At 48.9% G+C, this 13294-nt stretch carries 10 protein-coding genes and 1 pseudogene; 5 read left to right on the forward strand and 6 right to left on the reverse strand.

Translation table 11 applies throughout. From position 1 onward, the window contains the following. A pseudogene (locus ACOJS8_RS16335) lies at nucleotides 1-453 on the reverse strand (RraA family protein); the annotation flags it as partial. Nucleotides 454-677: 224 nt separating this feature from the next. On the opposite strand from ACOJS8_RS16335, the gene ACOJS8_RS16340 reads away from it, so the two are divergent. The 5 genes from ACOJS8_RS16340 to ACOJS8_RS16360 all read left to right on the forward strand — a co-directional run bounded on the left by ACOJS8_RS16340 (nucleotide 678) and on the right by ACOJS8_RS16360 (nucleotide 7702). After that, entirely contained in the window at nucleotides 678-3194 is a 2517-nt protein-coding gene (locus ACOJS8_RS16340) for a glutaminase domain-containing protein (protein ID WP_420149612.1), read from the forward strand. 316 nt (nucleotides 3195-3510) lie between these two features. Further along, nucleotides 3511-3843, forward strand: coding sequence for a hypothetical protein (locus tag ACOJS8_RS16345; RefSeq protein ID WP_420149613.1), 333 nt, complete (start codon nucleotides 3511-3513; stop codon nucleotides 3841-3843). Nucleotides 3844-4056: 213 nt separating this feature from the next. Next, nucleotides 4057-4428 carry a BlaI/MecI/CopY family transcriptional regulator gene (locus ACOJS8_RS16350; protein WP_420149614.1) on the forward strand — a complete coding sequence of 124 codons (372 nt, stop codon included), beginning with the start codon at nucleotides 4057-4059 and terminating at the stop codon, nucleotides 4426-4428. Continuing rightward, complete coding sequence (locus tag ACOJS8_RS16355; RefSeq protein ID WP_420149615.1) at nucleotides 4425-6293, forward strand: TonB family protein; 1869 nt, start codon at nucleotides 4425-4427, stop codon at nucleotides 6291-6293. The genes ACOJS8_RS16350 and ACOJS8_RS16355 overlap by 4 nt, the downstream gene beginning before the upstream one ends. Beyond that, the gene (locus ACOJS8_RS16360) at nucleotides 6290-7702 is read left to right on the forward strand and encodes a M56 family metallopeptidase (RefSeq protein WP_420149616.1); all 1413 of its coding nucleotides are present in this window, start codon (nucleotides 6290-6292) and stop codon (nucleotides 7700-7702) included. Before ACOJS8_RS16355 ends, ACOJS8_RS16360 begins: the two co-directional genes overlap by 4 nt. 103 nt (nucleotides 7703-7805) lie before the next feature. Here the strand turns inward: ACOJS8_RS16360 and ACOJS8_RS16365 are convergent, their stop codons facing one another. From ACOJS8_RS16365 to ACOJS8_RS16385, 5 genes are all read right to left on the reverse strand, one after another. Beyond that, nucleotides 7806-8192 (reverse strand): hypothetical protein, encoded by a 387-nt coding sequence (locus tag ACOJS8_RS16365; RefSeq protein ID WP_420149617.1) that lies wholly within the window; start codon nucleotides 8190-8192, stop codon nucleotides 7806-7808. 63 nt (nucleotides 8193-8255) lie between these two features. Continuing rightward, on the reverse strand, nucleotides 8256-11543 hold the full coding sequence (locus ACOJS8_RS16370; protein ID WP_420149618.1) for a M4 family metallopeptidase: 3288 nt from the start codon (nucleotides 11541-11543) through the stop codon (nucleotides 8256-8258). Nucleotides 11544-11671: 128 nt separating this feature from the next. Next, nucleotides 11672-12163, reverse strand: coding sequence for an FAD-binding oxidoreductase (locus tag ACOJS8_RS16375; RefSeq protein WP_420149619.1), 492 nt, complete (start codon nucleotides 12161-12163; stop codon nucleotides 11672-11674). Between the two features lie 120 nt (nucleotides 12164-12283). After that, nucleotides 12284-12790 carry a SixA phosphatase family protein gene (locus ACOJS8_RS16380; RefSeq protein ID WP_420149620.1) on the reverse strand — a complete coding sequence of 169 codons (507 nt, stop codon included), beginning with the start codon at nucleotides 12788-12790 and terminating at the stop codon, nucleotides 12284-12286. A gap of 76 nt (nucleotides 12791-12866) precedes the next feature. Next, the coding region (locus ACOJS8_RS16385) for a 3-keto-disaccharide hydrolase (protein ID WP_420149621.1) at nucleotides 12867-13294 on the reverse strand (428 nt) is incomplete at its 5' end.

Below are 13294 nucleotides of genomic sequence, written 5' to 3' on the forward strand. Positions count from 1 at the left end.
GGGGCCATCTTCCTGCATACCGTACTGATCCACTACGTAGACGTCGCCTTTGAGCAGCATATCAATGGGCCAGGCATTCTGCGATTTGACCCGGCCGTCTTTGGTATGCCCTTTTTCGTCGGTGACCCGGTGCACATCGGGCCGGCCGGGCATGAACGTAGCGGTTAAGGCGCGGCCCACCAGGACGCTGTCGGGATTGATGGTTTGCCAGTCGCCGGCAAACTGGTAGCGGTATTTTTCGCCTGTCATGACGGCCCAGGCTTCTTCGTGGGTCACCAGTTTCATTCGTTTCAGAATAGTATCGGGCACCTTGGGACGTCCATCGGGGAAGCGTTCGCCTTTCCAGTCGGGGGTCAGAAAAAGCAGCTCCTCTTTCGAAATCTGCTGTGCAAGAGATTCTGTCGTCTGGCCAAGCAGCAATAGCGCAGCCAGTAAGGCGACTATTTGTTTCATTATGTCGTACGGTTATTAATCGAGTTTAGGCAGGTAGTTGAATAAGAAATACAGCGTAGCATTCTACCCTTTTACAGCAACATTAGGGCAGTATTTATCGCTGAATCTTTCATTATTTCAAGGGATAAAACCAATACCCGTTTGTCTTTGCTAAGTAAAGGTTAACCCGCCCCGGGTTTATGATACGAGATCTGCTTAATTATTGTCCAAATCCATTGTTCTCAATGCAAAAAATTACCCTTTTCCGGTGTGCCAGTCTGCTATTTGCCTGTTTATCGTTTGTACAGAGTCGCGCGCAAAACCTTCGCCCACCCGCTTATCCGCTCATTACGCACGATCCTTATTTTAGTGTTTGGAGCACAACGGATAAACTAACCGATTCGCCAACACGCCACTGGACCGGCAAGCCCCAATCGCTGGAGGGTATCGTTCGGGTCGATGGCAAAGCGTATCAGTTTTTGGGAGCCGTACCGACAACCTATGATCCTATTTTGCCAACAGGAGAAGTCAAGCCCTATCCGGCCCGATATATATTTACCAAGGCTGAGGCTGGCTGGGAGAAACCCGAATTTGACGATAGCCGCTGGATAGCCGGAACCGGTCCGTTTGGCGACACGCCCGACGCGAAAACGAAATGGAAAAATGCTGATGCCATGCCGCATGGTATTTACTTCCGGCGTGAGTTCACGTACGACGGCAAAGCCGATCCCTCGAAACTACTGTTGTCACTGAATCATGACGACGACGTAGTGATTTACCTGAACGGGGTTAAAATTCTGGACAAGCCTGATTACATTAACGAATATATTTACTTGCCCCTGTCGGCCGAAGGTCAAAAAGCGCTGAAACCGGGGAAGAACGTACTGGCCGTTCACTGCGTAAGTCCGCGGGGCGGTTCATTCATTGATGTTGGGATCGTTAATCCTATCCGGGGCAACTCGGTAGTAACGGCCACGCAAACCGGCGTAACTGTATCGGCCACGCAAACCAATTACACCTTTACGGCGGGGCCCGTTCAACTGGCTCTTAACTTTCGGTCGCCCCTTTTACTGGACGACCTGGACGTAGCAGCCCGGCCGATTACGTACGTTACGTTCGAAGCGCGTTCGCAGGATGGAAAACCGCATTCGGTGCAGGTATTTTTCAGCGAATCGGGCACCTTGGCGACTAATACGATTGGTCAGGAAGTGGTTGTAAAAGCCGGGCAAACGGCCGGGTTAACGTATCAGTCCATCGGTACTGAAACGCAGTCGATTCTGTACCGAAAAGGCGATAATGTTCGGATTGACTGGGGTTACGCGTATCTGGCGGCACCGCAGCAAACCGGTAATCAAACTGCTGGCGGCATGGCCGATGCGCTGAAAAAGTCGTTTCTGACAACCGGCCAGCTTCCCACCACTACGTCCCAGACCGCGCCCCGCGCTGCAGTGGATGTGTCCATGGCGGCTGTGCTGGATTTCAGTAACGTAACGAAACCCACAGCCAAATACCTGTTACTGGGTTACGACGATCTGTATTCGGTGCAATATTTCCAGAAAAACCTGCGCCCGTGGTGGCGTCGGGATGAAAAGGCCACGATGCCTGCTCTGATGCAAACAGCCGAGAAAGACTACACGAAACTCGAACAGAAATGCACCACCTTCGACGCCAAACTCCGCGCCGATGCGCAGAAAGCAGGTGGTAAACAGTACGCGGATTTGTGCGTACTGGCTTACCGGCAGGCAATTGCTGCGCACAAGATTGTGGCGGGGCCCAAAGGCGAACTCTTTTTCTTCTCGAAAGAGAATTTCTCCAATGGCTCCATTGGCACCGTCGACATTACGTATCCATCGGCTCCGTTGTTTCTGCTCTACAACCCGACCCTGCTAAAAGGTATGATGGAGCCCATCTTCCAATATTCCGAAAGCGGGAAGTGGACCAAGCCGTTTGCGGCTCACGACGTTGGTACGTATCCGCAGGCCAACGGACAAACTTACGGAGAAGATATGCCTGTTGAAGAAAGCGGTAATATGCTGCTGCTGATGGGTGCCATCGCTGCTGCGGAAGGAAACGCCAACTATGCGAAACAACACTGGAAAACCCTGACGACCTGGGTAGAGTACCTTAAAAAAGATGGCTTTGACCCTGCCAATCAGTTGTGTACCGATGACTTTGCCGGTCATATTGCCCGCAACGCCAACTTGTCGGTAAAGGCAATTCTGGGTATTGCCGCATACGGGCAACTGGCGGCTCAATTGGGCGACAAAGCAACGGCCGATACGTATTTAAAGACTGCAAGAGAAATGGCCACCAAATGGCAGCAGCTTGCTCTCGACAAAACGCCTTCCGCTAAAGTGCATTATGATCTGACGTTTGAAAATGCCAATGATACATGGAGTCAGAAATATAACCTGATCTGGGACAAGCTCCTGAATATGAATATCTTCCCAAAGCAGATCGCTCAGCAGGAAATTGCCTATTATCTGACCAAACAAAAGCCTTATGGCTTACCGTTAGACAGCCGGAAGACTTACACCAAGTCTGACTGGATTATGTGGACCGCTACGTTGACCAGTTCTCCGGCCGATTTTCAGGCATTCGTAAAACCCGTCTGGAAGTTCGTTAATGAAACGCCTTCGCGCGTACCGCTCACCGACTGGCACGAAACCACCAATGCGAAACAGGTAGGCTTTCAGGCCCGATCAGTTGTCGGTGGTTATTTTATTAAAATGCTCGAAGGAAAATTAACAACCCATAAATAGTATCGAAAACGTTCGTCTATTCAGAATGCCCAGCCGGATTTTATTTGGCTGGGCATTCTGTTTGATGGCGTGATAGTAAGTTCCCAGAAAGCGAATTATTAAGCTTGCAAACAGGAAATGCGATACGTATTGCAGTAAAAAGTCACTTTTTACCATTATCTATATTAATGTATTTGATTAGTCCCTATTAGTACATAGTAGTGCAATAATTCAGATAAAAGGCTACGGCTTATGACTATAGTATAGAAATAAGTAAATCATTTAGCTGTTATTAAATCTGATTTGTTACTTTTAGGGATAGCAACACGCCATTCTGATGCCTACTCAAACAAAATCTATTGTTGACCCTCTTGGGAGTCCAGACTGGAAAGTTGAGGAATGGCAGATTAAGTTTTTACTCTCTGAACGCCTGCTGCATGATGTCAAAAAACTGGTTAAATCCAGCAACTGGTATGAGGATCCAGTCGTTGCCGAAATCTGGACAGCCAGGCTTCAGATATGCTTTACCAGCATTGAGAATTTTTACAAAGATTTCGGACTGTTGCCGCATGTTGGCGACCGCTTGTTTGATAATGATTCTGGCCTGATCGTTACCGAGCGATCCATAGATGGCAATGTCAGAACCATTACGTTTACCATCAGTATCTAACGTAGCCTCTTCCAAACCTCTTTACCGAGCGAGTATCCAATTCCCTGGAATTTCTTACAGTTTCCTGAATATCCTCCCGGAACATTGTCAGCCGCTATAATCCACTAATAGTCAGGAATATATTTTTTTTTAATAAAATAACTAATAAATTAGTTGTAAAACTAAATCATTAGTCATACCTTTCGACACGTATCAAACAAATAGGAAATTCGTATGCAAATACGCGAACTCACCAAAGCCGAGGAGGAGATTATGCGTGTGTTGTGGCAGCTTCAGAAAGGCTTCGTTAAAGATGTACTAGCCGAATTACCCGAGCCTAAGCCAGCCTACAATACTGTCTCGACGATTATCCGCATTCTGGAGAAAAAGGAACTGGTGGGCTACCGAGCCTACGGAAAAACGCACGAATACTATCCGCTCATTTCGGAGGAAGAATACCGGCGTTTCCAGACCGAGCAACTCATGGCGAATTACTTTGATAATTCGCTCAAAAAGCTGGTGTCGTTTTTTGTGAAGGACAAAAACATCAGCCTGAACGAAGCCGACGAGATCATCAGAATCCTTAACCAACAGAAAGATAAATGAGCACACTCGACTATTTCCTGAAAGCCAACCTCTACGGGTTGCTCTTCGTCAGTTGTTATTGGCTGTTTCTGCGTCAGCATACGTTTTTCGGTCTCAATCGCGTGTACCTATTGGCATCCACTCTTCTCACGTTGCTGCTTCCGCGAGTAAATTTGCCCACCCAAACCGTTGAGACACTACCCGTCCCCGTTGGTGTTATTACGCTGCCAGTTACTACAATTGCTACGTTACCCACCGAAACTGGGCCTGACTGGGAAACCATTTTCCTGACGACGTACGGGATCGTTTCGGCAGTATTACTCCTTCGGCTTATGCTACGTACCGGCCGATTGCTACGCTTTATCCATCGGTCACCCCTACAACGTATTGATGACTACGTATTGGTTCGGCCTACCAACTCACTGGTACCAACGTTTTCGTTTTTCCACTATCTGGTGCTCAATCCTGACGACGCTAAAACCGCGCCGATTATTGATCACGAACTGGTTCATATTCGTCAGCATCATAGTATCGACGTACTTAGCCTGGCTATACTACGGGCGATTTTCTGGGCGTGCCCGGCGTTGTGGCTTATCGATAAAATGCTACGTCAGGTGCACGAATTTCTGGCCGATAAAGCCATTACACAGCCTACATATTACGCCCATTTTCTGGTCAATTATGCCTTTGGCATTCAGCCTGATACGTTAGTTAATGGCTTTTTCAATCCATCTCTGCTCAAACAACGGGTTCAGATGCTGCACCAAAAAGCCACTACCCGCTGGGCGTTGGGCAAGTACGTATTGGTGATTCCGCTGGCGCTCGGCTTACTTTCCATGACAACGGCTCGCGAGGAAATTTCGGCCATGATTGATCAGGTAAACGATGAACGTATTACCGTGTCAGGCGTCGTAACAAACGCGGCAGACGGCAAACCGCTTCCGGGCTCTTCTATTGTTGTGAAGGGCGGTACTCTGGGTACAAGCACGGATGCCAGCGGAAAATATACACTGAGTAATGTTCCGAGGAATAGCTCACTGGTGTTCAGCTTTGTTGGTTTTACGTCGCAGGTAGTGCCGGTTAATGGCCATTCATCCATTCACGTCAGTATGGCTATGGGCGCCATTGACCTGAACGTATCGGAATCCGTTACCAGCCCCGGTCAGGAACAACCCGTTCAATCCCAAAACGGAGCTGTATTTACGGTTGTGGAGCAGCAGCCGGAGTTTCCGGGTGGCATGCAGGCTTTACGAAAATACCTTGCGGAAAACTTACGCTACCCGGCGGAAGCGCGCCAAAAACGGGTGCAGGGGCGTGTTTTTCTCCAATTCGTTGTCTCTTCAACCGGCCAGATTCAGGACCTGCGGCTATTGAAAGGCATTGGAAGCGGTTGCGATGAAGAAGCCGTGCGCGTAGTGAGTCAGATGCCCGCCTGGAAGCCGGGCCGCCAGCAGGGAAATCCCGTGAACGTGATGTATAATCTTCCAATTCAGTTTGCGCTGAAAAAAGCAGAAGATAAACGTACAGGTCGGATCACCTCGCCCGCGCAGCCGGATTCGGCGCAACGAATGAGCGTAATTATTGACAACAGCAAGAACGGAAAATTTGCACTTTACAATGACGTAAAAGAGCCAGTCATTCCCTTACCTGATTCGTTACCCCCCCCCTATCCGAAGCCATCCATTAAGGTCAGAGGTTACTCCGCCGGGTTGAGCGCCGAACCGCTCTATATTGTGGATGGTGCTGAACAGCCCCGAGGGAAAAAGCTCAATCTGGATGCGAATACCATTCAGAGTGTTACGGTGTTAAAAGGCGAATCAGCCAGCTCAGTATACGGCGCAAAAGGCATAAACGGTGTCGTTTTGATAACCTCCAGGAAAAAATGAATACGCCTTTCTACTTCCTAAACGCCAGCCTATATCTGCTAATGTTCTACGGCTGCTACGTAGTGCTTCTACGCCGAAACACGTTTTTCGGATTAAATCGGGCATATCTGCTCATTTCGATTCCCCTCTCCCTGTTGCTTCCGTTTGTCAAATTACCAGGCGAAGCCATCAGCGTTTTTTCGGCCGGGATCATTACGTTACCTGAATTTGTCGTTGGAAACGCTACTACGTTCGAAGAGCATGACTGGTCTGTAATCAACTGGTTCTGGCTGATTTATGGACTTGGCGCAACGCTTGTGCTCCTTCGACTTGGCGTGAGCCTACGGACCGTGTTCCAACTGATTCAATCTGGCAAAGCGGAACGCAAAACGGATCATACTCTCGTCCGCCTTTCTAATGATGCGATTCCCTCTTTTTCCTTTGGCCGGTATCTTGTTCTGAATCGCATGGATTCACTTACTGAGCCGGATGCGCTGTTACGTCATGAAAAAGCCCATATTCGCCAGTACCATACGGCCGACGTGTTGTTTCTGGAAATCGTTCAGGTCGCATTCTGGTTCAACCCGGTGGTCTGGCTGTACAAACGTGCCTTGCAGGAAGTTCACGAATTTCTGGCCGATCGGGCCGTTCTGAAAACGCCACAACCGGACTACCCCCAGCAGTTGGTCGCTTATGTCCTCAACGTATCGCCTTCTGCGCTAATTACCCCTTTTGTTTCTAAATCAACCCTCAAACAACGTATCGTTATGTTACAGAAACCCGCATCCAATCGTCGGGCATTATTCGGCTACGTACTGGCTCTTCCACTAGCCGCCTGTCTGGTTATGTGTACTCAATCCGAATCTGACCAACCCAAGCGTGAGGCTGATCAGGCCGTCAAGATAAATGGCGAAATTCTTACCGTCGTTGAGCAGCACCCTGAATTTCCAGGAGGTATGGAGAAGCTGGGGCAATACTTAGGAGAGAATTTACGGTATCCGGAAGCGGCACAGAAAGCAAAAGCTGAAGGCAGAGTATTTGTCCGTTTCGTCGTTACGACGGAAGGGTACGTTACCAATGTTGAGGTTCTGAAAGGTATCGGTCATGGAGCCGATGAAGAAGCCATACGTGTCGTTAAAAGTATGCCCCGCTGGAAGCCTGCCATACATAAGGGCCAGATCGTGAATGTTCAATATCACTTACCGATTAACTTCCAGCTCGATGAAGACAGGAAGGAATCTGCAATTCCTGCTACCAGGCAATTTGCGTTCTTTTCGATTCCAATGGATGAGGCTAGTATTCAAAAGTCGTTTAAGCACTTTATTGTCGATGGAAACGAAGTTGCCTTTAGTGAGTTCCAGCGGTACGATAAGGCCGATATTGTTGAAGCCAGTTCGAGTAGTCAGACAATCCGTATCGAAACGAATTGATTCATCCTGGGGCGCGGGCAAGTAACGTAGTTAGCTCTAAAAAAACGGCGGGGAGAACGTATTAAATTCACGTTCTCCCCGCCGTTTTTTTAGAGCAGATAGATTATTTCAATCGATCCTGTAAAATAGTTAAGATCGTTTGTTGCGTCTGTTGAATACCACCTACGGCTTCTTCCAGCCTCGCCTGGCCACTTTTCAGATCGGTGACATCTTGTTTTAAGACGGCAATATCTGCTTCAACCCGATCAAAACGTTGATCTACCAGGTCAAATCGTTGATCTATTTGATCGAAACGTTGATCTACATGATCAAAACGGTTGTCGACCTGTTGAAAACGGTCGTCGACCTGACCAAAACGTTGATCAACCTGATCAAAACGCTGATTGACGGTTACGGTTAAATCAGCCAGTCCTCTGGCAATTGTTTCGATCTGCTTGCCCTGATCAACTGATAAGGCTTCTAATTGCTCTACGCGTTCTTCCAGATACATGCTCAAATATAGCTTTTATTTCATACATCTACTATGACGTATGAACGGCGTAAACGTCAGTACTTATTCTTTCATCACTTTCTTCGTGGCCGTTCCGTTCGGGGTTTGTACATGCAGTAAATACAAACCCTTTGGCAACTGGCTAATCTCTAACGTAGCGGTACGCTGGCGCGTCCGAATCATTGGCTGCAGAACAGTTGCGCCTGCAACCGTACGTAGCGATATATTTTCAAACGTTTCGGTGTTTGGCAGTTCAATGGATAAGGTAGTGTGTGCCGGGTTTGGATAAATCTTCACGGCGTCGGAAGAGAGGGGTTCGATTTCGGTAACCAACCTCACCTGAAACGTACGATCGATGGGCGTAGCGGCTGCAAACTGGTTATTACCATCCTGATAAGCCCGAATAGTAACTGTACCCGGTCCATTGAACTTTAATGTATTACCCGCCAAGGTAGCCGGTCCGCTACGTACCAGAAAACTAACGGCCAGATTAGATGAACAGGTAGCGTTGAGTGTCAGATCGCCCTGATTTGTATAGCGGTCATCAATGGCGTCGAACGTAATAGTCTGCGCTGTTTTCGTAGGAATTACCCGCGTTGCCTGCGTATACCAGACCGGCCATTTCGCACCTGTGAACAATACAGAAGCATTACCGGACGGCGATACTTTGTCGGCCGCCAGATTAATTCCTGCAACACTTTCGGAGGAGTTAGATTCCGTATTGAATACCAGCCTGTCGTCTAATCGGGAGTAGTTTGGAAAACCTAACGTATTGTTTTCATAGACGATCTGTAAATCACTCGTATTCAGGTCCGTACTAACAACGTAATACGTGCCATCATTATCGTTTACATAGTCGAAAGCAATGACGCTGGGCGAGTTTTTGGAATAGGATGGATTACCGATGCTTTCCCCTTCCTCCAGATTGGCATATAGTTTTTCAATGTCGCCATTGGTGAAATTACCGGTTGTGTTATCCCAGACATTGATAAAGCCAACGTCCCAATAATCAACGGCCTCTCCACTACTATTTTGCAATGCGTTGTAGGCATCGTAGATGATATTCTCGCCCGCAAAATCCCACTCGAACGAGTCTGCGTATTGTACATCGCCCGTCTGAACGCCTTCTGTGTACGTAGGATTGTAAAGTTTAAATTCAGCCCACTGTTTTTTGGCGTAACTATACACATAGATTGACCCATCGCGGTCGGCAGTGAGGGCGGCTAACTTAGTTCCGTCTTTCGAAATCGCTACGTTGTCCCAGATTGTTTCGGACGAAACAACGGTTTCAGTGGGTGTACCTGTCAGATTAACGGCCCGGATTCGTTTATCGGTCGTTACGTAGTAAGCCGTCTTTCCATCGTCCGTTACGCTGGGGCGGTGCATCAGGCCGAGCGCCGATTTCACGTCAAACCTGGCGGGATTTGCACCAATTACCGTCGAATAGAGTTTCGAGTCATCAACATCCGTTAGCAGTAGCAAATCCTGCCCCGAAGCAACGGGTAAATCGGGTTGTTTGGTAGGTGGCTCCGTCGTAGTTTCTACGATACCCACGGCATCGAATGCATTTCTGGCAGCAGTCACTTCCGCAGCGGTAGCCCCAAACAAATCGCCAGCGGCCTTCACAACGGCCAGACGAAGATCCAGAAACTGAGATGTACGAACCAGATACGTTGTCAGCGCGCGGTAATAGACTTTCTCGGCTTTCTCCTTGCCAACGGCCGTAGCAAACTTATAAAACGCAAAATTAGGAATACCACTGTTGATGTGAACGCCCCCGTTGTCCTCAGATGTCCTTTCGTACTGGGTCATTGTAGCGGGTTGATAGCCGTTTGGATCGCGGGTTTTACCACCCTGATTCGGATTAGAGAGATCGCGCAACGCCCCCGACGGCAATAAACCGGGCGTGGCCACCTGCTCGCCAATTGTCCAGTTGCTGCGGTCAATCATCGCGCCAAATACATCGGCCATCGATTCGTTTATGGCTCCCGACTGATTCTTGTATTGTAAATTAGCCGTGTTCTGGATAACGCCGTGGGTCATTTCGTGCCCCGCTACGTCCAGCCCACCCGCCAGTGGCTTCAACACACGACCATTTCCATAGGCCATAATCTTGCCGTTCCAATAAGCGTTGTCCAATCCTTTTCCATCCTCGTCGGTAATGTTGATGAGCGAAATCATAGTCGCTCCGTTTCCGCTCAGCGCATTCCGGTTGAAGGTTTTCTGATAATAATCGTAAGCTACGCCAGCGTTGTAATGCGCCGAAACAGCCGTTGGGCTCCAGTCTGCATTATTGCCTGAAGTAATCTGGTATAATTTCGGATCGTCGCTGTTCGAATTTCTGGCATCGACCGTCCAGATTGCACCCACCGGGTTGCTCGGCATCTTTGACGCCGGCGCATTGAACATAGGCCGCGACGCATCAATCATGTAATAGGCACCGTTTTGCTGATACGTCTGAAAAGAGCGCGTCACGCCGTTCAGATCCCGCCCAGAAGCAGGCGTTGGCGCCAGAAATGTACACGTATGGTTGTATCTGTCCAGTATTTCGCCCGATTGTGCATCAACTACGTACTCCCATCGTTCGAGCAGATTTGGCCGGACAGTGAGTTGATACGCCAGCTTCGCCTGACCATCCACGGTTGGAAACACGCACAGTTCTCCTTCCGTTGATTTCATGTTCAGAATATTGTCACCAAATGAACGAACCGTTGCGGTTTTCCGAACATCCTTAAGCGCCAGTTCCGACGCGGCAGTCAGTGTCAATTGCGGGGTTGTTGTTAGTTCTTTCGGTACGGGTTGATAACGACCGTTGAGCAACGTAACGTCGCCATCCGTCAGGTGCGCGACAAGTTCAGAACCTAGCACGGGGACGCCATGATGCGTCTGCGTCAGACGGACATGCATCTGACCCAGCTCATCGGTTTCGGTACGTGATACCGTGAAATTTGACTCAGGATTTTCAAGTTTGAGCAGATTGCGCACCTGATGCATAAACTGATACGTAGCGGATGTTGCCGCAGCTACCGACAATCGTGCTTTGCCGTCTTTCTGGGTAGTGCTGCCGGACGTAGTACTTTTTCGTTCAATAAACACAGGCAGGCCGTTAGCCGTATCCCGCACAATCCGCAATCGTAAGGGCTGGAGCGTCGGTCGTACTTTGCCCGAAATCATTAACGTTTGGCGCCCCGTCTGATTCCTCGAAACCGGAATGGTTTTGGCGGCCAATCGTTCTGCCAGACCCGGTGTTGGCGCCGAGGTTTTTAGCTTACGCCCGAAACCTGCGTCCGGTTGTTGGGCCAGAGACTGAAGAGTAGTCAGCAGGGGAAGAACAAGGAAAATTGATTTCATAAGAGCAGGACTTATTGTTATTTCTCAAGTTGGATTTTCTTCGCGGCTGCTTCGCAAATCCGAACTAATACACATATAACCATTTTGTTATCAAACAGTTAATTCGGCACACCAGAATGCTGGCCGTTCTATTTTGCGGACGCGGGCACTAACGCCATAAACGAATTCACGAATTTGGGGTACGTAGTCGGTACTGTATGACCGGGCATTCCCCAGGCGACTTTATAGCTCTGTTTACCTTCCCGCCATCGAACAACCGTATAGCGATTGCCGGGATGATCGAACTGGGTCTTTTTGATTTTGCAAGTGACCTCGATGGTATTAAACAGACGTTTTGTTTGCGCCGTCGATTGTTGTTTGATGAACGTAAACGAGGAATCGGGGCTCCGTCGCCGAAATAGCTTCCCGTCGTTCAGCAGGTAATACGTTGTCGCAAAACCCGTGAATCCGCCACCTTTAGCTACCGAAACGATTCGGCCCGTGTACGTTTCAGGGGTGATGGCAGGTACGTTTTTAGGTGAGGTTTTCGCTTCTGCGTCGCCAACAGCGCGAATACCCTGCCCCAACGTCAGGCTGGCTAGCTGGACGAGAAAAAATGCGATCAGGAACAGGCGTTTCATCGATGCGTTAATGTCGTAGTATCTAAACAAAGGTAGAGTTACGGGATAGCCTCGTCAATACTGCATTTGCATGATTTGAGGAAGTGGGTTATAAGACGATACGCATCGAGCCTTCGTCACTCAGGGCGGTGTTGGTTGTCCGTAGGTAGTTTGTGACAACGAAACCGATTTCCCAAACAATCCTCGCCGAATCTGAACACGAAACAGATTATCGAAATCACCCGACTCAATTTTTGTCATTGTCGGTTGTGTACCGAAGCCTTTGGCAATGTCCAGAATGGTGTTGCTGTGCCCGACAATCAGCACCGTTTTGCCTCGAATCTGGCTAACCCGGTTCACAATTACGTCGTTTGATTTAGCCGGATATTCGACCATGCGCAGGTTCATTCGCTGAGCCAGCGGTTCGGCCGTTTGGCGCGTACGTCGATACGGTGTTGTAAAGATGGAGTCGATCTGTTTACTGGCCAACGTATCAGCCAGCGCTATAGCCCGTTGCTTCCCGGCCGCGTTAAGGTCCGTGGTGTCAGCTTCACTCACTTTTTCACCATGGCGTACAATGTATACAGTCGTTGTAGAACAGGCGGTCAGCAACATAACGACAAGCACAATTAATAGACAGATCCGCATAGAACCCCGAAAAGTAATGACATAAAAAAGCCCCCGGCTTTACCAGAGGCAATTAACATATAAATCAACAATTTTTTTACAAAGGACGTACCCAGATATTGCGGAACCCAACCGGATTGCCGTGATCCTGCAACAGGATTGGACCTGCACCATGAGCCTGCACTTTCGGATAGCCGATGTATTCAGTCGTACCCCGAATCGCTGCGTGATTTTGCACCAGTACGCCATTTAGTAATACCGTTACGTAGGCGTAGTCGGTCATCAGACCGGCTTTGTTAAAGCGGGGAGCCTGATAAATAACGTCGTACGACTGCCATTCTCCCGGAGGGCGGCTCGGGTTCGCCAGCGGAATAGTCTGTTTATAAATAGAGCCAACCATACCATTTACGTAGGTCGGGTTGTTGTAGTTATCCAGCACCTGCAACTCATACCGGCCCTGCAGGAAGATGCCGCTATTGCCACGACCCTGGCTCTTGCCTTCCACTTTCTCAGGTGTTTTGAACT

It is taken from the genome of Spirosoma sp. (assembly GCF_048594605.1).
Lineage (GTDB): Bacteria > Bacteroidota > Bacteroidia > Cytophagales > Spirosomataceae > Spirosoma.